Raw genomic sequence first — 23,669 nt, forward strand, 5'->3', positions numbered from 1 at the left:
GTGTTCAGCGCTGATCTTGGTGTGCATCATGACCTGCGCCCTCCGCAATCTTGGCCGCGGCCATCAGCAGAAGTTCGGGCAAGACTTCCAGGATCGCAGGTGTCACCGGCACGGTCGGGGGGCGATCCGGGCTGTCGCTCAGGTCCAGGCAGAGCTGCCTCTGCATCGGCTGCTTCCGCTGCGAGAGGGGTCGGGGTCGGCGGGGCATGCGTATCCTCCTCTGGAATCGATCTCCCACAGGATGACGCTAGCTGGGCGTCACGCATCAGATCCAGGGTGCGTGCAAGCACATCCAGCGCTTTGAGAGCGACAAGCGGCGGACGGCATTCAAGGCGCGCGCAACAGGCAGCGTCGCACATCCAATGTGGCAGGGTTCGGAAAACCCCCTGCCGTTCTTCGACTAGAAGGGAGTCAGATCCGCGCCTGCGCCCTCCGTCGCGCGCGCAAGGTGCGACCATGCAGCGGGTGCCAAGGATACTCGATCCGCAGGTCGCGCAGTTGGTATGTGGAATGAAAGCCAATCGGCCTTCTTCGCGCGGAACACGAAGACCGTTCCGGTGAACGGGGCCTTGCGCAACTCGTTCTTCACCATCGCGGCCAGGCTGTCGTGACCCTTCCTGAAGTCGATGGGTTTGGTCGCCACCATGATCCGCACCCGGTGCGACGGGAAGATCATGAGCAGGCCCGCAGCGCCATCGCCAGTTCCGCGACCCAAGCAGCAGGCGTGGCAGCATCAAGACGCACTGTCGCCGGCCAGATGATCAGATCAATCGACGCCGTCATTGTAGCTGTCGTGACCGCCATCGGCGACGCCACGGGAGCTGAAAACTCTGCCCCCGTAACCTCAGGCACAACCAGCTTGCCCTTCCGCGCCAGCGTCCGCCACGAAGATAGGTGGTTGGCCTTCAGTCCGTGCCGACGCGCCACCTCGTTCACCTTGATCCCGGGAACCAGTATCTCCGCCGCCATCCGGCCCGTCGCCTCGTCAGACCATCGCCGCTTGGCCGCTGGAGCCGCCAAGAGCTCCACAAACCCAACTGCCTCCATCCTGCGCTCCCGATGGAATCCCATGAAAGCTCCCGTGCAAATCTCCACACGAGGGCACATCGCAGCTTACGGAGTCAGCAGGAAGGTGGGGTCAGGACGGCGCTCTGATGTCTTTTTCAAAGGATCGCGCCAAGCGATTTGGAATGCCGGGGCGTTTATCGTGGTCTGGGCGCCCAAAGGTGGGCACGAGGTCTGAAGACGTCGGTGAGCAAGCTCTGATGCGCGGGTTGGATACCGCATGACCGATTGTGCGTTTCGGGGCTATCCCTGTTTTACAACGGGAGTCAGCACGAAGCTGGCCACAAAGCGACTGTCGGATATTCCCCTGCCATCGACCTCGCGCCCGCCATTGGGCGCTTTGGGGGACAAGCTCAGTGCGTGGGCATGGTGCGGCGTGCGATGTCGCACATGAACGCCTCCATATCCCGCGCGATTGCCGCAGTGACGACAGTCGATTTCTTGCCGCGCTGGCTGAGCTTGCGGCATCTGGCGGTCAGGCGGGACTGCGCCTTCCACGCAATGTCCTGAACCTCTGGTGACTGTTCCTCGAGGATGTAGAGCTTCCTCTCGCCCGGTCGCGCCTGCAGACGATAGGTCCAAGCACCCTCGATCAGCTTGTGGCGCACACGAGAGTTGCCCGCTCGGGTGATACCGCCGTGGCTTGTCGTCTTGCCGGTCGAGTATTCGCTCGGCACGAGCCCCAGATAGGCCATCAGCGTCACCGGTGTCTCGAACCGCCGCACATCGTCGATCTCTGCCATGAAAGTGACGGCGCTGATCAGCGCGACGCCCCGCAGCGCCTGAAGCGCATTCACGGCCGGCGAGAGGGTCCAGTCCGGCACCAGAACCTCGATATGCTTGGTCAGTCGCTCCAGCCGCTCCGAGGCATTGCGTACCGCCTGCAGCATCTCCTGAAGCGCGATCTGGTGCGCGGGATGGTCGAAGGCCAGGGTCTGCAGCCATCGCCGATATCGCATAGTCTAAGGTTTGGAGCGCTGATAGACGCGTCCGTGGCGCAGCACGAAGGCCGAGACGAGCTGGCGCTTGTGGCGCTGATCCTCTGCGGCGCTTTCCCGGGCCCGGACCAGATCGCGCATCGCCTCGTGCGTCTCGTCAGGGACCCAGACGGAGGCCAGCTCTCCGGCCCGCAGAAGGCGCGCAAGACGCAGGGCATCAAGTCGATCGGTCTTGACCCGCTCTCCCGCTCTGACCGGGATCAGGGACGGGGCAATCACGCAGCCGGCGCAGCCGGCGGCGCGTATCTGGCGGTAAAGACCGTAGCCCGTTGGCCCGGCCTCGTAGCAGGCCGAGATGTCACCGCGCCCGGAAAGCTTCTTTAGCAGCTTGTCGACGGTGGCAGGGGTATTCTCGAATGTGCCCAGACTGAGCACCTCATCCCCCCGCTCTCCACCCGCGATCGCGACCGCAAGCTTGTCCTTTGACACATCAATTCCAACGTAGGTCGTTCTATCGGCGTTCAGCATGTCTCTCTCCATCGCAAACGGACGGCACCCGCCGCCCCGCGATCAGATTACAGGCTTATCCGTCAGGCCAGGGCCGGTGAAAAAGACATGCGGTCTTACTGCAAAGTGGCAAAGGCGCAAGCTACACCTGCAGGCTCATCCGAACGCAAACGACCCGGCCGACAGCCACTACCTGTGGTGGAGTTTCTTGAACCGCTTGAAACCACATGGGACGAGCCGGACAATTTTGGCGCGGCGCTCCGGCTGCATGCCGCCCGCCATGGCTAAACCATTTATCATCTCCACAATGCCGTGGTGAGATCCGAAGATGGTGTGCATCGCAGTACCTTGATTGCGTGGGGCAGGGGCGCGAAGGCAGGGGATCGAGGGAGAGCCATTCCTCGATCCGGATCACATGGGTCCAGTCGTCGCCGAAGTCGTAGAGATAGCTGAAGGCCAATTCCTGCCCTGTGAAATCCGCCAGCCTGACCTCTGAGCAGTCGAAGATCCTCACTCCACCGAAGCTGTCTTCAAGCTGGCCGGTATCGCCATAGCGCAAGCCGCCGATCCGGATTTCATGCAGATGGCTGTCGGTCCAGCTGAACGCAGCCTGAAGCACGAGGTGAAGCTTGCCGAGCGTCCAGTCTGTTGGCACGACAAGACGCCGCCAGATAGGCGGCTCGATTTCGGCCAGCGCGACATGCAGGCGGACCGCGTTCACCGGCTGGTACATGGCGGATGCTTCCTGATCAGATCGCGAAATCCTCAAGCGACTTGCCGGATGACAGCGCGTCTGCGATCCATGCCGGTTACCGCCGTTGCCGCCTGTAGGGTTGTCACCTCCGGCGGGATCGTCTCGGCGAAAGGCATGGCGGGCAGGTCGTGGATGCGATTGACCGTGCTCAGCGTCAGCGAGGGCCAACGGAACTGCCAGGTGCCGTCGGGCGATGGCGATTGGTCGAGAACGAAGGCTTGCCTCCGAATATCGAGCCCGAACTTTCGAAGATGACAGGCGGAACACAGGTCGGCCTGCCATCGGCGATCACGACGATCTCGGCCTCTCGTATCACCCGCATGGGCTATCCATCCAATCCTCGCAGATCAAAATGCAGATCGCGCCATTCGCCACAATATTGCTGCTCAAAAAACGGGCATCCAAGAAATTTGGCATTGGATGCTAAAAATTACCCGGAAAAGGCGCGCCAGATTTCACTTTGGCGGTGGCTGGCTTAGAAATCGCAACCCCATGCTGCACACATCCCAGTATGTTCGTTCTCGATTGCTCAATGTGGGCTATCCGCCCCACCATAGACAGGCCGAGCCATGAGCCCCGCCATGCCGGTCTTCATTCTTCAGCAGAACAGCACCCCCGCATCCGAAACTGAGCGCGCACTCTTATGGAAACCCTGGATGGGGGAAGATATGGTCAAGCTGCGCCATGCTGAAGCGAAGGGTTGGCATGACGGGCGGATCGGGGCGTGGACGAACCTCGCATTCATCCGGGCTCGATGGCGCTGCACCATGTCCCGGAAATCTTCAAGGATCACCACCCGTCTGCGGACCACGCTGACCGGCATCCAGTTCGGCCGCGTGCCCGATCCGCATGGGTGGTTCGACCGCATGTTCTAAGCCGCAAACCGAAGACGATTGAATAGAGACGAATACGCATGACTTCTGCTCCAGCCCCCTCCCATTGCGATCAAGATCAGCCCATCGGCTTCATCGGCCTCGGTGTCATGGGACAGCCCATGGCGCTGAACCTCGCCAGGGCCGGAACGCCTCTGATTGTCTGGAACCGATCGCCGGAAGCGGTCGAGCCGTTGCGCGTGGCGGGCGCGGCGGTCGCCGGGTCGGTCGCCGAGGTGTTCGCGTGCGCGCGGATCGTGATCCTGATGCTGGTCAACGAGGCGGCGCTGGATTCCGTGCTGGAACGCGGCACGCCCGGTTTTCAGGAACTCGTCTCTGGCTCAGTGGTGGTGTCGATGGGGTCGAACCCGCCCGACTACTCGAAGGCGCTGGCTGCCGAGATCGAGGCAGCGGGCGGGCGCTACGTCGAGGCTCCGGTCTCCGGTTCGCGCAAGCCCGCCGAGGCGGGTCAACTGGTCGCCATGCTCGGCGGCGACCCCGGGACGGTCGCGAAGGTCGCGCCGCTGCTGGCCCCGATGTGCCGCGAAACCGTCATCTGCGGCCCGGCGGGCAGCGCGCTGATGCTCAAGCTTGCCGTCAACCTCTATCTCAACACCATGCTGGCCGGGCTTGCCGAGGCGATGCATTTCGCCGGCCGCAACGGCCTCGACCTGTCCACGTTCAAGGCCGCCCTCGACGCCGGGCCGATGGCCTGCGACGTGACACGGGTGAAAATCCCGATGCTGGCGGCGCGGGATTTCTCCGTGCAGGCGGCGACGGCCGATGCCTTCAACAGCACAGGCCTGATCGCCGATGCGGCGCGCGCGGCCGGGCTTGCAACCCCGCTGCTCGACATCAGCCGCGCGCTCTATGGCGAGAGCGTGGACCTCGGCAATGGCCGCCTCGACATGGTGTCGGTGATCGAGGCCATCGAAGCGCGCACGGCGGCGCTGGACGGCAGCGACGCCGCCCCCGGCGCATCGCGTTGACCGGACCCCGCCCGTGCTCGCCGCGCTTCAGATCGTTTCGCCGATCTTCGCCCTCATCTTCGTTGGCTGGCTCGCCGGGAAGACGGCGATCCTCGGGCCGCATGCCACGGCCGAGATCAACCGCTTCGTCGTCTGGCTGGCGCTGCCCGCGCTGCTCTTCAACGTGATCGCCGGTTCCGACTGGAACGACCTGTGGCAGCCCGATTTCATCGCGGCCTATACCGCCAGCGCGGCGCTCAGCATGGCGGCCGGGCTCGCCGTGTCCTTCTGGCGCAACCGGCACCTGGCGGACGCCGCCATCGAAGGGCTCAATGCCGGCTATGCCAATATCGGCTTCGTCGGCTTTCCCATCGTCCTGCTGGCGCTCGGTCCCGACGCGCTGGTGCCGGCGACCATCGGCTCCATCATCACCATGTGCGTCATCTTCGCCGCCGCCATCGTGCTGGTCGAGGCGGGCTTGCAGGCCGAACGGCAGCCGCTTCGGCTCGTCCTCAAGGTCGGGGCCACGCTGATCCGCAATCCCATTCTCATGGCTTCCGCGACGGCCTTCGTGTTTCCGGTCACGGGGATGGTCGTGCCTGCGCCGGCGAAAACCTTCCTGACGCTGCTCGGCAACGCGGCCGCCCCTTGCGCGCTTGTCGCCCTGGGCCTGTTCCTCGCCGCGCGCAAACCGGCGAACGGCCGCGCCTCCCAGGCCATGACGGTCTTCCTGATCCTGTGCAAGCTCGTCCTCCAGCCCGCCCTGGCCTGGCTGCTGGCCGTCCATGTCTTCGGCCTGTCGTCCTTCGCCACGCTTGCCGTCGTCCTGCTTGCGGCTCTTCCCGCCGGAACCGGCTCCTTCATGCTCGCCGAGTTTTACAAGCGGGACCCGCAAGTGTCCTCCCACGTCATCATCTTCTCGACACTGGCTTCGACCGTCACGCTCGCGATCATCCTCGCCGTGATGGCCTAGCACCTTCAGAGCCTTCGATCACCATGTGGACGCGCAGCCCACGGACCTGTTCGAGGATCAGGTCGCGACGATTGCGATTTCCTCGGTGCCGCGCGCGGCATCAGCAGGATAGTCGATCCCCATCGGCGTGGCGGTAACGAATGCACGACCCCTGATGCCGATTTCCCGGATATTATGGTATATAGTGCCACATTGCTTCGTATTCGTGATGGCTGGAGCCGGCTGTCACTGTATATTGAGCGGATGAGCAAACTGGACGACATAGACCGCCGCATCCTTCGCGCCCTCCAGCAGGATGGCCGAATGCAGAATATCGAACTAGCCGCCAAGGTCGGCCTGTCGCCGTCACCCTGCCTGCGTCGCGTGAAGATGCTGGAAGACGCCGGCATCATCCGCCGCTACGTCGCGCTTCTCGATGCGTCGAAGATCGACATGGGACTGACTGTCTTCGCCCGCGTCTGGCTGACTGGCCAGCACGTGGAGACTGTGGACCACTTTACCAACGAAATCGAAGCTCTGCCGCAGGTCGTTGAATGTCATCTGATGGCTGGCGACTGCGATTTCCTGCTGCGTGTGGTCGCGCGCGATCTGGACGATTACCGGAAGTTCCAGATCAATCACCTGACGCGCATCAAGGGCGTACAGAGCGTGAAGACCGAAATCCCCATGCAGAACATCAAGCTCACTTCGGAACTGCCGCTATAGGCATTTCTACGATCATTGCGTAAAAGGGTTCGACAACCGCCCTCCACCGTGTTTGCGCCCGGTTGCAACAAGCCCTCATTCAGTACGCGCTGAAAATCTTGAGAGGTCTGCTGGGAATCGCCTTTCCGCGTTTCGCCGCGCTTCGTCAACAACATGATGGTCCTTTATCGGTCACGCGGCTGTCTGGCGGCGGCAAAGCAGGGCCAAGCTCGGCGAGATAGCGCCTTCGCAGGAATCTCGCGACACGCCTTGAAAACCCGTCGATGTAGGACAGGATCACCGGCACCACGATCAGCGTGAGGACGGTCGAGCTGATCAGCCCGCCGATCACCGCATGGGCCATCGGCGCGCGCTGCGCCCCGCCGCCGCCCACGGCCAGCGCCAGGGGGATCATGCCCACGATCATCGCCAGCGTGGTCATGACGATGGGCCGGAACCGGATCGCGCCGGCATTGACCAGCGCCTCGTTCAGCGGCAGGCCGCGCCTGCGCTCTCGGTTCGCGAAATCCACCAGCAGGATGCCGTTCTTGGTGACGAGCCCCATCAGCATGATGAAGCCGATCAGCGAGAACATGTTGATCGTGCTGCCCGCGACCATCAGGCCGAGCAGCACGCCGACCAGCGACAGCGGCAGCGCCGCCATGATGGCGATGGGTTGCAGGAAGCTGCCGAACTGCGAGGCCAGCACGATATAGATGAAGGTCACGGCCATCAGGAGCGCGGTTATCATGTGGCCGATGGTTTCCTGCATGGTCGAGGAATCGCCGCCGAACTGGATGCGATAGCCCGGGGGCAGGTCGAGCGTGGCGATCAGGGTTTCCAGATCGGTGGTGGCATCGCCCAGCACGCGGCCGGAGATGTCGGCCGAGATCTGCACCTCGCGCGTCATGTCGAGGCGGCGGATTTCCGAGGCGGTGGCGACCCGGGCGAACCCGGCGACCTGATCGAGCCGGACCATCGCCGGGGTGCCATTGGCATCCGTCCCGCCGGTCGTGAGCATCAGATCGCCGAGCGCATCGGTATCCGCGCGCCGCTCGGCCGGCAGGCGGACCACGACATCATGGGTCTCGCCCAGAGGATCGGTCCAGGTGGTGACCTCCTCGCCGCCGATCAGGGGCGCGAGGGCGGCGCCAATCCGGTGGATGCCGAGGCCCAGATCGCTGGCGGCCTCGCGCCGCAGCCGCACCGCGATGACGCTGCTCGCCGCATCGGCGCTGGAGGCGATGTCGACCATGCCGGGAATCCCGCGCATCCCTTCCATCAGCCCGGCCGCGATCCGCTCCAGTTCCGTCTGGTTGTCGCCGAGGACGCTGAGCCGGATCGGGCTGTCGCCGCCGCCGAGCCCCTGCTGCACGATGGCGATCTCGATCCCCGGGATGACCGAGAGACGCTCCCGGATCGGATCGGCCAGCATGACGGGGGTGCGTTCGCGTTCCTCCTGCGGCACGAGGCCGACGAGGATGGCGGCGCGATGCTTGCCGGTGGCGGTGCCGGTGTTGACGGTGGAATAGAGCGTATCGACCTCGGGGAATTCGCGCAGCGCCGCCTCGATCTGCCCGACCTTGGCGGCGGTATAGTCGAGCGAGGAGCCGACCGGGGTCTGCACATTGATCTGGAAGCGCCCCTCGTCGGCCCGGGGCGTGAACTCTGCCCCGACCAGCGGCACCATGAAGAGGCTGCCGATGAAGATACCCACGGTCGCAGTCAGCGTGACGAGGCGATGGCGCAGGGTCCAGCCGATCAGGCGGCGGTAGCCGCCGGCCAGCCGCTCGAAGCCATGCTCGAACCGCGCGATCAGGCGGCCGATGGGCCCGCGCTTCGCATCGGGTTGGGAGTCCGGGTCATACCAGACGCTCGACAGCATCGGGTCGAGCGTGAAGGCCACGAAGAGCGAGATCAGCACGGCCGCCGAAACGGTCACGCCGAATTCGTAGAAGAAGCGCCCGACGATCCCGTCCATGAAGGCCACGGGCAGGAAGACCGCGACGATGGTGGCGGTCGTCGCCAGCACCGCGAGGCCGATCTCGCCCGTGCCGTCGAGCGCGGCCTGAAGGTGCGACTTGCCCATGTGCAGGTGGCGGGTGATGTTTTCGCGCACCACGATGGCGTCATCGACCAGAATGCCGATGGAAAGCGTCAACGCCAGCAGGCTCAGCGTGTTCAGCGTGAAGCCCAGCATCGAGATCACCGCCAGCGTGCCGATCATGGCGATGGGCAGGGTCAGGCCGGTGATCACCGTGCTGCGCCATGAGTTCAGGAACAGGAAGACGATGGCGACGGCCAGCGCCGCGCCCTCGATCAGCGTGGCCTGCACCTGCGCGACGGATTCGCGGATCGGCAGCGAGGCATCGGTGACCACGCTGAGCATGACGCCGCTCGCGGCGAGTTCGTCGTTCAACCGGTCCAGGCGCGCGATCACGTCGTCGACCACCTGCACGGTATTGGCATCCTGCACCTTGACGATGTCGAGCGCGAGCGCGGGCTGACCGTCATAGAGCGCGAGGCTCTCGGCATCGGCAGCCCCGTCCGAGACGGTCGCGACATCGCGCAGATAGACCGGCCCGCCGCCGCGCCGCGCCACGATCATGTCGAGGAAATCGGCGGGCGCGTCGATCCGGCCCTGCACCTGGATGCCCAGATCGGAGAAGCCGGTCACCAGGCTTCCGGCGGGCCGGTTCTGGTTGCCCTCGCGCAGCGCCGCCAGCACCTCGTCGATGCCCACGGACAGCGCGCGCATCCGGGTTTCGTCGATGGTGATATCGACCTGCTTCGTGCGGCCACCGACAAGCGTGACCTGGCCGACGCCGGAGACGGTGGTCAGCTGCCGGACGATGCGCTGCTCGGTCAGGGCGGTCAGCCCGGCGGTATCGAAGCGCGGGCCGCTGACGGCGATGGACAGGATCGGCTGGTCAGAGGGGTTGAAGCGCGAGACCACGGGCTTGTCGACATCATCCGCGAAACTCGCCTCCAGTGGCGCGAGCTTGTCGCGGACCTGCTGCACCGCCGCCGGCCCCGCCACGTCGAGCCGGAACTCGGCCACCACCACTGATCGGCCCTCATAGGAGGTCGAGGTGACCTGATCGAGCCCGCTGACGGTGTTGATCGCCTCTTCGATGGGTTTCGAGACTTCGGTTTCGACCGTCTCGGGCGTGGCGCCGGGATAGGTGGTCATGACGACCACGATCGGCACATCGACATTGGGATACTGATCCAGCCCCAGCCGGGGATAGGAGAAGGCGCCGAAGACCACCAGCGCCACCATCATCATGGTGGCGAAGACGGGATGCGCGACCGAGATGCGGGTGAGGAACATCCGTCAGCCCCCCGAGGCTTCGGCCAGCGCGCCGTCGCCGAGACCCGGAAGCGGGGCGATGAGGATCGTGTCGCCCGCTGCGATCCCTTCGCGGATCTCGATCTGCCCGCCGCTCCACGTGGCGCCGGTCACGACGGGACGGCGCTCGAGCCGCCCCTCGGCCAGCCGGAGCACATAGGCCCCTGCCTCATCCTCGCGCAGCGCGGTCTCGGGCAAGGCCAGCACATCGGTGCGTTCCTCGACAAGGATCGTGCCCGTTGCGAACATGCCGCCCCGCAGCCGCCCGTCCGGGTTCACGAGCCCGATATGGACCGCGATGAAGCGCGAGCCGTCGTTCGCGACCGGATTGATGCGCAGGACAGTGCCCCTGACCGTCTCGCCCTCCAGCCCGTCGATGCGCAGTTCGGCCGACTGGCCGGTGGCGAGACAGGACACGTCACGCGTGGCGATGAGGACCCGCGCTTCCAGCCGGGACGGATCGACCAGCGTCATCAACTCGGCCTCGGCGGCGGCGCGCTCGCCGATATCCACATTGCGGCTGGCGACCACCCCGTCGAAGGGCGCGCGGATTTCAGCATCGCGCAAGGCCGCTCGCGCGATCCCGGCCTGGGCCCTGAGGCCATCGAGCTGCGCCTGCAAGACTGCCGCTTCGCGACGCGCCTGGTCGAGCTGGTCCTGCGAGGCGATGGTGCGTTCGGCCAGACGCTCGATCCGGTCGAGCGCCTGCCGCGCGAAGAGAAGCCGGGCCTCGGTCGCGTCGATCTCGCTTTGCCGCAGCGCCAGCGTGGCCGCGAGGTCTTCGGTGTCGAACCGCACCAGCAGATCCCCGGCCTTGACCGCTTCACCCTCGCGCGCCCCAAGCTCAACGACAACGCCCGCGGACCGCGCGCGCAGGATGACGCGCTGCACCGGCTGGACCTCGCCGCTCACGGTCAGGCGCTCGGCGATGGTTGCGGGCGTGGCGCGAAGAACCTCGCGCGGCAGGAGTTGCATCACGGGCTGCGCAGGCGGCACGGCCGCCTGCGCTCCGGCTGTCGTGTCGACGCCCTGCGACGCGCCATCTGACGACACCAGAAGGGTGGAGGCGAGATAGAGACCGGCCCCCGTCATTGCGACCAGCGCGAGGGATCGTATCCAGATAGTCATCCTGCGTCTCCTCCTGCTCGTGATCTGGTAGTGTCTGATGGTTTCGGGGTGAGGAAGATCATTTCAGGAACCTTTGGAACCGGCTGAGCGACAGCGCGAACAGCGCGGTGCCGATGGCAAGAAGCCAGAGCATCTGTGGCCAGATCACATCGAGGCCCGCGCCGCGGAACAGAACCGCCTGCGCCAGCTTGACGAAATGCGTGTTGGGGGCGGCCTGCATGACGAACCGGACGGGGTCCGGCATCGCCTCGATGGGCGTGCTGCCGCCCGACAGCACCTGAAGGGGCAGCAGCACCATGATCAGCAAAAGCCCGAACTGCGGCATCGATCCCGCCATCGTTGCGAGAAAGATGCCAAGCGATGCGGTGGCGAAGACATGCAGGGCGGCGCCGGTGAAGAAGAGCAGCAGCGAGCCTTGCAGCGGGATGCCGAGGAGCCAGTCCACCATGCCGAGCAATGCGAATGCCGTGCCCGCCATCACCACGAGGCCCATCGACCAGATCTTGCTGATCAGGATTTCCGGCGGCGTCACCGGCATGACCAGCAGATGCTCGATCGTGCCATGCTCGCGCTCGCGGATCAGCGCGGCCCCGGCCAGGATGATCGACAGCATGGTCACGCTGTTGACCACGCTCATGATCGCCTGGAACCAGCCGTCATCGAGTTCGGGGTTGAAGCGCGGGCGCAGCACGAGGTTCACGGGGGGCACGTCGCTCGCGCGATAGCGGGCGAGGAACTCGGCTACCTCGGCCGAGACGATCCGCTGCACATAACCCGAGCCGAGGAAGGCCTGGGTCATCCGCGTCGCGTCGACGTTCAACTGGATCTCGGGCTGCTTGCCGGCCAGCAGGTCGCGCTGGAAATCGGGCGGGATGTTCAGCGCGAAGGTGTCGAGCCCCTCGTCCATCCGGCGATCCATCTCGGCGGCGGTGATGAGGACAGGTGCTGCGAAATAGGGTGGCTGGAAGGCTTCCAGTATCCGCAGCGACAGCGGCGACTGATCCTCGTCCACGATGGCGATGGGCGCGCGGTTGAGCGTCTCGGAGCGCGAACTGCCCGAGGTATAGACCGAGAAGGTGAAGGAAAACACGATCAGGAACAGCATCGCCGGATCGCGCAGCAGCCCGCGGATTTCCTTGACGCCAAGGTGCAGGATGTTGGCGGGGTCCATCGGCTATTTCTCCTGCTTGCGCATCAGGAGCGCGCCGAGGCCGATCAGCACCGGGATCACCAGCGCCAGGCGGAGGATCGCGCCGCCGAGTTCCTCAAAGCCGAGCGCCTTGGAGAACACGCCGCGCGAGATGGTGATGAAATGTGTGGTCGGATAGATCTGCGAGACCACGGCGCCGACGCCATCGAGGGAGGATACCGGATCGGTGAGGCCGGAGAACTGCACCGCCGGCAGGATGGTGATCAGCGCGGTGGCGAAGACCGCTGCGAGCTGGCTGTTCATGAAGGCCGAGATCACAAGGCCGATGGCCGTGGCGGCCGTGACGTAGAGAAAGCCGGACAGCACGAAGACGGCGAAGCTGCCGGTGAAGGGCACCTTGAAGGCGAAGATCGCCAGCGCCGTCAGCAGGAAGAAGTTCAGCATGGCAATGGCGGTATAGGGGATCTGCTTGCCCAGCAGGAATTCGAGCCGCGTCACCGGGGTGACGTAGAGGTTGGTGATCGAGCCCAACTCCTTTTCCCGCACAACCGACAGGGCCGAGAGCATCGAGGGGATCAGCAGCAGAAGAAGCGGGATCACCGCCGGCACCATGGCGACGAGGCTCTTGATGTCCGGGTTGTAGCGGTAGCGCAGTTGCAGGCCGAAATCGCCCGCCACCGCCGCCGCGCCAAATTCCTCGCGCATCCGCTGGGTCAGCCAGTGCGCATGCATGCCCTGCACATAGCCCTGCACGGTCTCGGCGCGCTGCGGACCGGAGCCGTCGATCCAGCCGCCGATCTCTACATCGCGGCCGCGCAGGATGTCGCGCCCGAAATTCGGCGGGATTTCCAGCGCAAGGTTCAGTTTCCCTTCGCGCAGGCGCCGATCCATTTCCGCGTAGTCCGCAAGCGGCTCCTGTTCGATGAAATAGCGCGATCCGGCGATCTGCTGGACATAGTCGCGGCTGATCGTGCTGTCGTCGTGGTCCAGAACCGCGAAGGTCAGGTCCTTCACATCGGCTCCGATGCCGAGGCCGATCACGAACATCAGGATGAGGGTGCCGAGCACGGCCAGCGCGCCCCGGATCGGGTCGCGCCTGAGTTCCATCGTCTCGCGCATCGCATAGCTGAACATGCGGCGGGGATCGAAGGCGGGGCTTTTCGCAGGGACATGGTCCTGCGGCAGAACCTGCGGGGCTGGCGGTCCCGGTGCGGATGTGGTGTCACCGATCGCCTCCTGGAGATAAGAGATGAAGGCGTCTTCCAGCGTCGCCGCGCCGCGCCCCCCGGTGATGGCTTCGGGCGTGTCGGTAACCAGAACCTTGCCCGCATGCATCAGAGAGATGCGGTCGCAAAGCTCCGCCTCGTTCATGAAATGGGTCGAGACGAAGATGGTCACGCCATCCTTGCGCGACAGATCCGACAGGATCTGCCAGAACGCATCCCGTGCCACCGGATCGACGCCGGAGGTCGGCTCGTCGAGGATCAGGATGTCCGGCGCGTGCAGCATGGCGATGGCCAGCGACAGGCGCTGACGGATGCCGAGGGGCATAGCGTCGGGTCGCTGGTCCATCACATCGGTCAGGTCGAATCGTCCCGCCATCTCGCGAATGCGGGAGGCAATCCGGCCGTCGTCGAGCTTGAACAGGCGTGCATGGAGGTCGAAGTTCTGCGCCACGGTCAGCTCGCCATAGAGCGAGAAGGCCTGGCTCATGTAGCCAACACGCTTGCGCACCGAGAGATCATCCGGATCGACCTCGTGGCCGAAAAGCCTTGCCGTGCCTTCGCTGGCGGTCAGCAGCCCGGTGAGCATCTTCATCGTAGTGGTCTTGCCGCAACCGTTCGAGCCGAGAAAGCCGAAGATCTCGCCCTTCGGAATCCTGAAGCTGACATCGTCCACGGCGATGAAGGTGCCGAACCGCATGGTCAGGCCCTCGGCCTCGATGGCGTAGTCGCCCGCATCCCGCGCCATGGGCGGGATGACCACCCGGTTGTGACCGCTGCGGTCCTCCTCTGGCAGGAGTTCGATAAATGCGGCGTCAAGGTTGTCCGTCGCCGTGCGCGTCATCAATTCCGCCGGCGAGCCGGTGGCCAGCACCCGGCCCGCATTCATCGCCACCAGCCAGTCGAAGCGCGCGGCCTCCTCCATATAGGCTGTGGCGACGATCACACTCATGCCCGGGCGGCCTGCACGGATGCGGTCGATCAACTCCCAGAACTGGCGGCGCGACAGGGGGTCGACGCCGGTGGTAGGCTCGTCGAGGATCAGCAGGTCCGGGTCGTGGATCAGCGCGCAGCACAGGCCCAGCTTCTGTTTCATCCCGCCCGAAAGCTTGCCCGCCGGGCGATTGCGGAAGCTCGAAAGCCCGGTCGCGGTCAGTAGATCGGTGATCCGGGCCTCGCGTTCGGCCTTGTCCTGCCCGAACAGCCGCCCGAAGAAATCCACGTTCTCGAATACCGACAGTGTGTGGTAGAGGTTCCTGCCCAGCCCCTGGGGCATGTAAGCGATACGAGGGCAGACCGCCTTGCGGTGAGCAGGCTGGCTCATGTCGCCGCCCAGCACCTCCAGTGCTCCGGTCTGCAGGGCACGCGCCCCGGAGATCAGCGCGAGCAGGCTGGATTTCCCCACCCCGTCCGGTCCGATCAGCCCCACCATGCGGCCGGCAGGGATATCCAGCGCGACAGAATCCAGCGCCTTGACCCTGCCGTAGGTCAGGCCGACCTCCCGGATATGCGCAACGGCGGCATCACTCATTGCGCTACGAGGTTCTGTTGCAGAAAGTCGGGCCATTCCGCATTCGGATCGATCCGCACATAGGCCATGCCGGGCAGGCCGGTCTTCACCTGCCGGATGTGCTGCAGCAGCAGTTCCGGGGCGATCTTCGCCCGGACGCGGAAGGTCAGCTTCAGCCGCTCTTCCTCGGTTTCGACAGACCGCGGGGTGAACTGCGCCACGTCGGATACGAAGGACACCGTGGCCGGGATCACCGCACCGGGCGCGACATCCATCACCAGCCGCACCTCGGTGCCGATGGCGATCCGTCCCGCCAGTTCCGTGGGCAGGAAGATGTTCATGTAGACGTCCGATACGTCGATCATGTTGATGACGCGCCCGCCCGAACCCAGCACCTCGCCGGGCTGCGCGAGCCGGTATTGCACCCGCCCGTCACGCGGCGCGGTCAGCGTCGCATCGGTGATTTCGGCGGCGACGCTGCCGAGCGCGGCTTTTGCGGCCGCAACGGCAGCCTCTGCATCGACGATCTGCGCCCGTGCCGCACCGATCGCGGCGTGCGAGGCTGCCAGGGATGCCCTGGCCGAAGCCAGGGCCGCGCGCGCCTTGCGCTCGTTCGCGCGATCATCGTCGAGAGCCTGTTGCGAGAGGGCGTTGGTCAGCGCGAGAGCCTCGGATCGGGCCAGACGACGCTCGACCGCATCCAGTTCGGCTTCCCGCAGCTCGACCTCGGCCTGCGCCGCATCGCTTTCGGCCTCGCGTTGGGTCACGAGGCTGTTCGCGGTCTCGATGCCGATTTCCGCCCGCCGGATCTGGGCTTCCGCCTCCAGCTTCTGCGCATCGAGTTGGGCCGTGTCCATCTGTGCCAGGATCTGTCCGGCCTCGACGAAATCGCCCTCATTGACGAACACATCCTTCAGCCGCCCGCCGGTCTGTGCCGCGATGTCGATATCCACGGCTTCGAGCCGGCCATTGCTGCCGGTGATCCCGGCCGGAAGGGATTGCGGATCGCTGCCGAGCCAGAACCAGCCACCGAGAGCCGCTGCCGCAACAGCGCCTCCGGCGATCCATATTCTGCGGGATGTCATGCGGACCTCTCTGGGAAAGCGGATCGCGCCGCTGCGCCATTGCCATCGGGGTCAACCCCCTTCGGCGATGCCGCGACGGCGCGGGCAGTCGGGCGTCAGTTGCCGAAGCGGTAGGAAACCCCGATGAAGCCGAACGCCTGGGTGTCATCGAAGACAATCGGGCTGTCCTTCACGTCGCCGAGGAGCTTCGACATCGTGGCGGACGCCGTCAGGTTCACGCGGTCGGTGACCCGATAATTGGCGGTCAGGCCGATCGAGACATCCTTGAACCCCCCACCCGGAGAGAACGAGGAGATGCCAGCCGAAGCCGCCTGCATCGGCGTGACGCCGAAGTAGCTCTGGTTGTAGTCGCTGTCCGACCAGGTGGTGCCAATCACGGGGATGAGCGTCAGCTTCTCTGTCACGTTGTAGCGGTAGGACAGGCTCGCATCGACGAGCATGCCTTCGAGATCGCCCGATACCGCCTTGGTCACGCCGAAGGTCGCATTGAACCCGTCCCGTTCCCAGTCCGTGAACAGGCGGGCGCCCGCGCTGCCCGAGACTTCCCCGAACGCATAGGGGAGATCGAAGCCCGGAATGTAGACGATGCTCGCCCCGAACCTGAAGTCCCCGTATTCAAGAGGATAAACGCCGATTCCGTTGCGCAGGTTCATGAAAAACGGCCCGCGCGCGATGTCGATCAGCGGGATCGCCCGCGTGCTGCGCTCGTCGGAGCCCTGATATTCCGGGGCGCTGGCGGCGCCGAGTCCGAAGATCATGCGGTCCCGGGACGGCAGTTGAGCCTGCGCCTGTGTCCGGACCTGGGTCTGGGCCTGTGCCGGCAGGGCAATGCCGGCGATGCCGAGCGTCAGGCCGACGGCGCAGAGCCGCAAAAGACCGCCTGGGGTTCGTTTCTTCATTCTCCGCTCCATTGTTCGAAGTGCAATTCCGGGGTTGTCTGCATTGGCCAAAGCGTATGAGAGCGCCCCGCAGGTCTGGTAGAGACGTCGTGACGCTGCGCCGTCCTTAAGATGCTTAAACGTATCTTATGCCGCCATGGATCTTGTCAATAAGATTCTTGGTTGTATCTTATACAGGGGCGGACTTCTCGGTCGCGGTCGTTTCGGTCGGAGAATTATGCTTGATATTTGAGCGAATAGCCCGAATGGAACGTCATGCTAACGCGCCCATGATGTTCCATTCGGGCAGGTACAATGTAAAAGTATTGCTAGCTGTCGGTTCCGATCCGCCTTCGGTGGTCTCGCGCCGGCAAGCGGCGAGTATTCCGGGAGGCAAAGCAGTATGGTGGACACCGGAAGCGAAAGAGCACGTCGCAGACGTGGCGCCGCTTTGGAGGAAGCTATTCTCGATGCGACCTGGGAAGAACTGGCCTCGCACGGCTATGAGAGCCTGACCCTGGAGGCCGTCGCACGACGCGCGGGAACGAGCCGCCCGGTCCTCAGCCGCCGGTGGGACAGCCTGTCGAAACTCGCATCTGCGGCCATTGCGCGATACGCGATTCAGAATCCCATCGACGTGCCGGATCTGGGAAGCCTGCGGGAAGAACTGCTTATGCTGCTGCGTCAGGTTGCCCGGAGATCCTCACCGAAGCTGGTGCGACTGATCTATGAAATGCGCAAGGATCTCGAGGACGCGTTCTCCAGTTTTGCCGACATCCGCTCCCAGGTCGGACGTGCGGGATATCCCACGCAGCAGATCCTGGACCGCGCCATCGCCCGGGGAGAGGTCGCCCCGGAACGCATAACCCCCCGGCTTCTGCGCCTGCCCGTCGATCTTGCGCGCCACGAGATGATGATCACCTTCCAGCCGCTTTCCGAGCCAGACATCTACGAAATCGTTGATGATATCGTCCTCCCGCTCTGGACTGCGCGAGTCTGATCCATACCGTTTTCGGCGGAGACGCCGCTAACTTGCCAGAACGGCCATGATGTTTTCGATCAGCAGCAGATCCTGGCGCGCGTCGGCGATGTCGGTGTCGATTGCCGCCCCTTCGGTGATCGCGGCATGGAAACTCGCCCATTCTGCCACGAAGGCATCCTGCCGCATCGGCTGGTGGAAGGTCTCCTTTACACCGGACTCGCCCTCGGCTTCGGTGACGCGCAGGGTCGCCGGCAGGTGCCGCACGAAGGGAGTGTCGTAATCCAGCCGGATGACGCGCTCGTCCGACAGCACCTCCATGCTGGCGTCGAAGCGGGCAATCCGGTCGATACCGGTCTCGAAATGGCAGATAAAATCGCCATAGTCGAAATCGACGGTGAGGAACCGGCCGTCCCGGCGATGGCGGGCCGACAGCACGCGCGCCGGCATTCCGATGAGACCGCGCATGACCGAGATGTCATGCGTCGACAGCCCCAAGAGCAGCATATGGACGAAGGCACGGGGGCCTTCCGTGGTCCCCGCGACCGCGCGCGTCGCAAGCGCGTTCGCCTCGGCCGCCTCCGCCAGGCTTTCGGGCGGAATGTCGTCGCCCTCGATGATCGCCGCCGTCGGCTTCAGAAAGGCGCTGTTCGGCCCGATGATGGCGCGCAGGCGCGCCATGTTGATTTCGGCCCCGCCCGCGGCGATCAGCCGCTTTGCCTCGTGAAAAGCCTGGGCGTGCCGCCGCATATAGCCGATCTGGGCGATCATGCCTGTCTCTTGCGCGGCGGCGGCAAGTGCGTCCGCCTCGGGCAAAGTCATGCACATGGGCTTTTCGATCAGCACATGGCGTGCGGCGCGCATCGCCGCGATGGCGTGCGGCGCATGCAGCGCGCTTGGGCTGGCGACAAGGACCGCGTCGACCTCGGGGTTGTCCAGCAGCGCACCGATCGAGTCATGGGCCATGGCCCCCGGCATCCGTGCCGCCAGTTGCCCGCGCACGGAAGGCGAGGCGTCGTAAAGCGCCCGGACGGCGAAACGGTCGCCCAGTTGCCCGAGCGCCGGGATATGCAGGTGCTGCGTGACCATGCCGCAGCCGATAAGGCCGATGCCCAGTGGTTTCATCGCTTCGTCTTTCTCCAGCATCGCCGAACCGCTGTCCAGCGGATCATTCGGCGAGGAAGCCGCGCAGGTCCGCGACGAATTTCTGTGGGTTCTTGAGCATCAGGAAATGGTCTCCCTCTTCTGCGCTGGTATAGTTGAACAGCCGCCCGTGGGGCGCGGTTTCGGCGATCCAGGCTTGGCTCGGCAGGTTGTTGCTCTCCTCGCCAGAGAAAACCGCGACGGGGATGTCGAGCTTCTGCTCGATCACGTCGCGCCAGTCGTTGGCTGCATGGTCGAACAGAACGCGGAAAGTATAGGCGGGGTCCGTGTCGATCACCGCATGGGCGAAGCCCGCCGAGTTCTGCGTATAGGGCGAATCCATCATCAGCGACCGCTGCACCACCTTCATGTCGACGATCTGGTGGTTGGTCGGCGCGCCCTGATAGGCGGCGATCATCCTCTCCACCGAGGTGGTCATGCCGCCGGCGTTGAGGCGTTCCTCCTCGGACCAGTCGTCATGGGTATAGATCGACACCGGTTGATCGACGAAGACGGCCTTGGAAATCCGCTCGGTACCGAACAGGTCAATGTAGCCCCAGATGACCGACACGCCCATCGACCAGCCCGCGAGGACCGTCTTCTCAAGACCGACATGGTCAAGAAACTCGTTCAGATCCATCGAATAGCGGGCGATCCGCGCGCCCTTGAGCGTCTTTTCCGACAGGCCCTGATTGCGCGGGTCTAGGACATAGACATGATGGCTCTGCGACAAGAGCCAGATCACGTTGATCAGCTCCGCGCCATTGGCGCCCCAGGCCGGCACGAAGACGATCGGATCGCCGCTTCCCGCCTCCCAGTAGCTCAGCCGCACGCCGTCGTTGGTGGTGAAGCGTTTGATCTGCAGCCCCGCGAAGTCCGACAACCTCCCGGGCATGCCGTCGATCCGGTTGGGAAAGGTGTAGTCGGTGCCCAAAGCCTCGACCGCCGGTTCCGCCAGAACGGGGCCCGCAAGCAAAGGCAGCGATACAAGCGCGGATATTAAAAGGTGTTTCATCGAAGCCTCGTCTGGATTGTCGCGGGACATGGGGGCCGGGATAACTGCCGGTTCAAGGGCGGGAACCCGGCAGTCACCGGCACCCCGCCCTCGACCGATGTCAGCCGAACAGCTTGCCGGAACCGGCCCAGTCGGACGGCTTCACGTCCTCAAAGATCACATAGATATAGCTCGCATCGGTCTTGGTGTTGCGGACGATGCTTTCGGTGATTTCGGCGGCGACCTTCGCTTTTTCTTCAGCCGACTTGCCTTCGAACCAGCTTACGCGAACCACGGGCATGTTGTTTCCTTTTCATTGCAGGACATGGGGCACAGATCCCCGACCCTCGGCACGAGGGCGCAACAGGACTTGCGCCGTAAAGGATAGTCGTGTCTCTGTAGATTATAAATGCGTACAAAGTGACTTTATAGTAGAGTTGAAATCTACAATGACCCAAATAGATCATCTTGCCGGGGTTCAGGCTTTTGTCGAGACCGCGCGCCATCTGAACTTCACCGAGGCTGCGCGGACTTTGGGCGTGACCAAATCCGCTGTGGGGAAAAGCGTGAGCCGCCTTGAGGCCCGCCTCGGAGCCCAGTTGATCCACCGCAGCACGCGCCGGCTGGTACTGACCGCCGATGGCGAGGCCTATCTGGCGGTCGCGCGCCGCGCCCTTGAAGAGATAGGTGCTGCCGAAACCTTCCTCGCGAGCGGCAACCGCGACGTCGCCGGGCGCCTGCGCGTGGATGCGCCCGCCGCCTGGGGGCGTCAGGTTCTGCTGCCGATCCTTGTCGGCATCACGCGCGATCATCCGGGTCTGCATCTGTCGCTTTCCTTCACCGACCGCATCATCGACCCGATCGAAGAGCGCGTGGATCTCGTCATCCGCTTTGGCGAGACGCCGGACACCGGCGGCCTGATTACCCGCAAGCTGGCGGAGCAGCGCGCGCCGCTGGTGGCCGCGCCGGGTTACATCCTGCGCAAGGGGGTTCCAGCCTCGCCGGCGGACCTGCACCATCACGACTGCATCACAGGCGTTCGGAAAGATGCGCCCACCGGCTATCGGATCGCGCAGGGACAGGCCCCGGCTGAGCGAATCAATGTGCATGCCACGCATGAAATCGGCGATGGTGCGGCGGTGGTCGAGGCGGCAATCGCCGGGCTCGGCATCGCACAGATGCCTCTGTCGCTGGTCGCACAGCCGCTGGCGGATGGCAGGCTGGTCGAGGTTCTGCCGGATTACGGCATCGCGCCGGTGGGCATCTACGCGCTCTGGCCCGAGACGCGGCATCTGCTGGCCCGGGTTCGCCATGTCGTCGATGTGCTCGCAAGGCATGGGCAGCAGGGGACCCTTTAGAACCCAGGCCTGAGCGCCGGTGTCTAACCCTTCATGCTTGCAGGTTGCGATGCCACGTCATCCGACCGTGCAAGTCCGCGATCCCAGGATGGGTTAGGGCCAAGGTCGCTCACCAGGAAATCAATGAAGGCGCGGACCTTGGCCGGAGGGCGGCGGTTGGCCGCGTAGACGGCGAAGACACCGGCAAGTTCCATCGGCGGATGATCGAGACAGACGGGGACCAGCCGCCCTGCGCGGATTTCGCTGCCGACAAGAAACGTGGGCTGATAGATCAGGCCTTGCCCGGCCAGAGCCGCGGCAAGCAGGGCATCGCCATTGTTCGCCTGAAATCTGCCGCTGACGCCCGCGCTGAAGGCACCATCTGTCCCGAACTGCCAATGCGTCGGGCCAAGCGCGGTCGACAATGTGTAGCCGAGGCAATCGTGGGAGGCGAGATCCGAGATCGTTCGGGGCGTGCCCCGTGCCGCCAGATAGGCCGGGGAGGCGGCGACGAGCAGGCGGCAGCGTGCGAGCTTTCGGGCGATCAGGGTTTCGTCCTGGATATGCCCGATCCGAATGGCGACATCCCAGCCTTCCTCGACAAGATTGACCACCCGGTCGCTGAGGCCGAGGTCGATCGTCAGGGCAGGATGCAACCTCGAAAATCCCGCAAGGCGGGGCACGAGTTCGCGCACGCCGAAAGACACCGGCACGTTCACTCGCAGCCTGCCGGTCACCTCGACCCGCTCTGCGCTGGCGACGGCATCGGCCTCCGCGAGGTCCGAAAGGATGCGCTCCACACTTTCCAGATAACGCCTGCCGGCTTCGGTCAAGGTGATCTTTCGGGTCGTCCGGTGGAGCAGCTGCACACCCAGCCGCTCTTCCAGCGCGGCCATATGCTTGGTCGCCATCGTCTGCGACATGCCAAGCGCCCGCGCGGCGCCGGACAGGCTGCCGAGAGCGGCCACCCTGGTGAAGACCTGCATTCCCGCGACCCGATCCAGCATCTGACTTCACTCCGTTGGTGTGAGCTGTTCCTATTTCTTGCCGGATTGTCGGTCAAGCGACCCGGGTGCATATCCATGGTGCGGGCCCTGATGGCGACGGGACAATCGTCGGGGCCCGCGCGGCGAATGCCGCAAGTCTTTTTTCCCGGCCAAAGAGACACCTTTCGGCCATCCTTCCCTGACGTGACGGAGAATACCCATGAAACGCACATTCAAAACCCTCGCCACGGCCGCAGCGCTTGCCGGCGTGTCCACCCTTGCGGTTGCGCAGGACCGGCCGGCGGATATCGTCAGCCCGATCACCGACGGCACGCTCGCCCTGCAGTCGACGCCTGCCGAGGCGCGCGCGGCGGGTCGTTCCGCCTATGACAAGCCGACGGCCGAAAACAGCATCATGCTGTTCGTGGACCATCAAGTCGGGCTGATGGCCTCGGTCCGCGACTTCGCGCAGGCATCGGGCTACAAGGCCAATGTCGTTTCGCTAGCGCAGATGGCGAAGGCGATGGACATCCCGGTGCTGCTGACCAGCTCCAACGCGCAGTGGCAGAACGGCGACATCCTGCCCGAGCTGAAGGAGATCTTTCCCGATCAGCCGATCATCCGCCGCACCGGCATCATCAACGCCTATGAGGATCCGACCTTCCGCAAGGCGCTGCTGGATCTGATGGCGGAAACCGGCCGCACGCATATCATCATCTCGGGCGTGACGCTCGGCACTTGCGTCGCGCTGCCGACCCTGTCGCTGATCAATGACGGCTACCAGGTCATCCCGGTGGTCGACGCCTCGGGTGCGTGGAGCGCCTATGAAGCCGATGCCGCCATCGCCCGCATGGGTAATGCGGGGGCGCAACTCCAGTCCGTCTTCGCGCTTGGCGCGGAACTTCAGGCCGACTGGAAGCGCCCCTCGGGCAACGACATGCTGCTGCCCTTCACCGAGGGCCTGCCGGAATACGGCTGGATCGTGCAGGGCTTCTGGAACAATGCCGGCGAAACCCGGGCCGTGGCCGATCCCTTCGGCCTCGTGAAGTAAAACGCTGCGGCGAGGCGCATCTTTCATTGCGCCTCGCCGCACTCGGAAGCCGGGCTTTCGATCAGACATCTGTCACCCGGAAAGGAGCGTGG

General features: G+C 64.6%; 21 protein-coding genes and 2 pseudogenes. 7 read left to right on the forward strand and 16 right to left on the reverse strand.

The annotated features are described in order from the left end of the window. Positions 1–4: 4 nt before the first annotated feature. The 6 genes and pseudogenes from HOY34_RS07000 to HOY34_RS22555 all read right to left on the reverse strand — a co-directional run. The gene (locus HOY34_RS07000) at positions 5–166 is read right to left on the reverse strand and encodes a hypothetical protein (protein WP_172361272.1); all 162 of its coding nucleotides are present in this window, start codon (positions 164–166) and stop codon (positions 5–7) included. Between the two features lie 234 nt (positions 167–400). Beyond that, on the reverse strand, positions 401–676 hold the full coding sequence (tnpB, locus tag HOY34_RS22380; RefSeq protein WP_172361274.1) for an IS66 family insertion sequence element accessory protein TnpB: 276 nt from the start codon (positions 674–676) through the stop codon (positions 401–403). Next, a complete protein-coding gene (locus tag HOY34_RS07010; protein WP_366926926.1) occupies positions 673–1,107 on the reverse strand; it encodes a transposase in 435 nt (144 codons plus the stop codon). The genes tnpB and HOY34_RS07010 overlap by 4 nt, the downstream gene beginning before the upstream one ends. 311 nt (positions 1,108–1,418) lie before the next feature. Then, positions 1,419–2,531, reverse strand: a pseudogene (locus HOY34_RS07015) (IS110 family RNA-guided transposase). A 121-nt stretch (positions 2,532–2,652) separates the two neighbouring features. Beyond that, positions 2,653–3,243 carry a plasmid pRiA4b ORF-3 family protein gene (locus HOY34_RS22035; RefSeq protein WP_253944281.1) on the reverse strand — a complete coding sequence of 197 codons (591 nt, stop codon included), beginning with the start codon at positions 3,241–3,243 and terminating at the stop codon, positions 2,653–2,655. A 16-nt stretch (positions 3,244–3,259) separates the two neighbouring features. After that, positions 3,260–3,319 (reverse strand): annotated as a pseudogene (locus HOY34_RS22555) (H-NS family nucleoid-associated regulatory protein); the annotation flags it as partial. A gap of 526 nt (positions 3,320–3,845) precedes the next feature. On the opposite strand from HOY34_RS22555, the gene HOY34_RS07025 reads away from it, so the two are divergent. The 4 genes from HOY34_RS07025 to HOY34_RS07040 all read left to right on the forward strand — a co-directional run bounded on the left by HOY34_RS07025 (position 3,846) and on the right by HOY34_RS07040 (position 6,782). Further along, positions 3,846–4,139 carry a hypothetical protein gene (locus HOY34_RS07025; protein WP_172361189.1) on the forward strand — a complete coding sequence of 98 codons (294 nt, stop codon included), beginning with the start codon at positions 3,846–3,848 and terminating at the stop codon, positions 4,137–4,139. Between the two features lie 38 nt (positions 4,140–4,177). Then, on the forward strand, positions 4,178–5,125 hold the full coding sequence (locus tag HOY34_RS07030; RefSeq protein ID WP_172361278.1) for an NAD(P)-dependent oxidoreductase: 948 nt from the start codon (positions 4,178–4,180) through the stop codon (positions 5,123–5,125). Between the two features lie 13 nt (positions 5,126–5,138). Then, on the forward strand, positions 5,139–6,077 hold the full coding sequence (locus HOY34_RS22385; RefSeq protein ID WP_172361280.1) for an AEC family transporter: 939 nt from the start codon (positions 5,139–5,141) through the stop codon (positions 6,075–6,077). A 243-nt stretch (positions 6,078–6,320) separates the two neighbouring features. After that, positions 6,321–6,782, forward strand: a complete 462-nt coding sequence (locus tag HOY34_RS07040; RefSeq protein ID WP_172361282.1) for an Lrp/AsnC family transcriptional regulator — start codon at positions 6,321–6,323, stop codon at positions 6,780–6,782. A 145-nt stretch (positions 6,783–6,927) separates the two neighbouring features. Here HOY34_RS07040 and HOY34_RS07045 read toward each other — a convergent pair whose 3' ends face one another. From HOY34_RS07045 to HOY34_RS07070, 6 genes are all read right to left on the reverse strand, one after another. Then, positions 6,928–10,095 carry an efflux RND transporter permease subunit gene (locus tag HOY34_RS07045; protein WP_253944286.1) on the reverse strand — a complete coding sequence of 1,056 codons (3,168 nt, stop codon included), beginning with the start codon at positions 10,093–10,095 and terminating at the stop codon, positions 6,928–6,930. Between the two features lie 3 nt (positions 10,096–10,098). Beyond that, the gene (locus HOY34_RS07050) at positions 10,099–11,241 is read right to left on the reverse strand and encodes an efflux RND transporter periplasmic adaptor subunit (RefSeq protein WP_172361284.1); all 1,143 of its coding nucleotides are present in this window, start codon (positions 11,239–11,241) and stop codon (positions 10,099–10,101) included. A gap of 58 nt (positions 11,242–11,299) precedes the next feature. Continuing rightward, a complete protein-coding gene (locus tag HOY34_RS07055; RefSeq protein ID WP_172361286.1) occupies positions 11,300–12,412 on the reverse strand; it encodes an ABC transporter permease in 1,113 nt (370 codons plus the stop codon). 3 nt (positions 12,413–12,415) lie between these two features. Further along, positions 12,416–15,145 (reverse strand): ribosome-associated ATPase/putative transporter RbbA, encoded by a 2,730-nt coding sequence (gene rbbA / locus HOY34_RS07060; RefSeq protein ID WP_216654673.1) that lies wholly within the window; start codon positions 15,143–15,145, stop codon positions 12,416–12,418. Next, positions 15,142–16,209 carry an HlyD family secretion protein gene (locus tag HOY34_RS07065; RefSeq protein WP_172361290.1) on the reverse strand — a complete coding sequence of 356 codons (1,068 nt, stop codon included), beginning with the start codon at positions 16,207–16,209 and terminating at the stop codon, positions 15,142–15,144. The genes rbbA and HOY34_RS07065 overlap by 4 nt, the downstream gene beginning before the upstream one ends. A 95-nt stretch (positions 16,210–16,304) precedes the next feature. Then, positions 16,305–17,108, reverse strand: a complete 804-nt coding sequence (locus HOY34_RS07070; RefSeq protein WP_172361292.1) for a MipA/OmpV family protein — start codon at positions 17,106–17,108, stop codon at positions 16,305–16,307. A 382-nt stretch (positions 17,109–17,490) separates the two neighbouring features. Between HOY34_RS07070 and HOY34_RS07075 the strand changes: the two genes are divergently transcribed. Beyond that, on the forward strand, positions 17,491–18,087 hold the full coding sequence (locus tag HOY34_RS07075; protein WP_172361294.1) for a TetR/AcrR family transcriptional regulator: 597 nt from the start codon (positions 17,491–17,493) through the stop codon (positions 18,085–18,087). Between the two features lie 27 nt (positions 18,088–18,114). Here the strand turns inward: HOY34_RS07075 and HOY34_RS07080 are convergent, their stop codons facing one another. The 3 genes from HOY34_RS07080 to HOY34_RS07090 all read right to left on the reverse strand — a co-directional run bounded on the left by HOY34_RS07080 (position 18,115) and on the right by HOY34_RS07090 (position 20,504). Further along, the gene (locus HOY34_RS07080) at positions 18,115–19,212 is read right to left on the reverse strand and encodes a Gfo/Idh/MocA family protein (protein WP_172361296.1); all 1,098 of its coding nucleotides are present in this window, start codon (positions 19,210–19,212) and stop codon (positions 18,115–18,117) included. A gap of 22 nt (positions 19,213–19,234) precedes the next feature. Then, positions 19,235–20,224 carry an alpha/beta fold hydrolase gene (locus tag HOY34_RS07085; RefSeq protein WP_172361298.1) on the reverse strand — a complete coding sequence of 330 codons (990 nt, stop codon included), beginning with the start codon at positions 20,222–20,224 and terminating at the stop codon, positions 19,235–19,237. A 100-nt stretch (positions 20,225–20,324) separates the two neighbouring features. After that, the gene (locus tag HOY34_RS07090; RefSeq protein ID WP_172361300.1) at positions 20,325–20,504 is read right to left on the reverse strand and encodes a tautomerase family protein; all 180 of its coding nucleotides are present in this window, start codon (positions 20,502–20,504) and stop codon (positions 20,325–20,327) included. A 148-nt stretch (positions 20,505–20,652) separates the two neighbouring features. On the opposite strand from HOY34_RS07090, the gene HOY34_RS07095 reads away from it, so the two are divergent. Continuing rightward, on the forward strand, positions 20,653–21,561 hold the full coding sequence (locus HOY34_RS07095; RefSeq protein ID WP_172361302.1) for a LysR family transcriptional regulator: 909 nt from the start codon (positions 20,653–20,655) through the stop codon (positions 21,559–21,561). 23 nt (positions 21,562–21,584) lie between these two features. On the opposite strand, the gene HOY34_RS07100 is transcribed toward HOY34_RS07095, so the two are convergent. Next, the gene (locus tag HOY34_RS07100) at positions 21,585–22,547 is read right to left on the reverse strand and encodes a LysR family transcriptional regulator (RefSeq protein ID WP_172361304.1); all 963 of its coding nucleotides are present in this window, start codon (positions 22,545–22,547) and stop codon (positions 21,585–21,587) included. Positions 22,548–22,746: 199 nt separating this feature from the next. On the opposite strand from HOY34_RS07100, the gene HOY34_RS07105 reads away from it, so the two are divergent. After that, entirely contained in the window at positions 22,747–23,577 is an 831-nt protein-coding gene (locus HOY34_RS07105; protein WP_172361306.1) for an isochorismatase family protein, read from the forward strand. Positions 23,578–23,669: the final 92 nt, after the last annotated feature.

Source organism: Pseudogemmobacter hezensis, assembly GCF_013155295.1.
Taxonomy (GTDB): domain Bacteria; phylum Pseudomonadota; class Alphaproteobacteria; order Rhodobacterales; family Rhodobacteraceae; genus Pseudogemmobacter; species Pseudogemmobacter hezensis.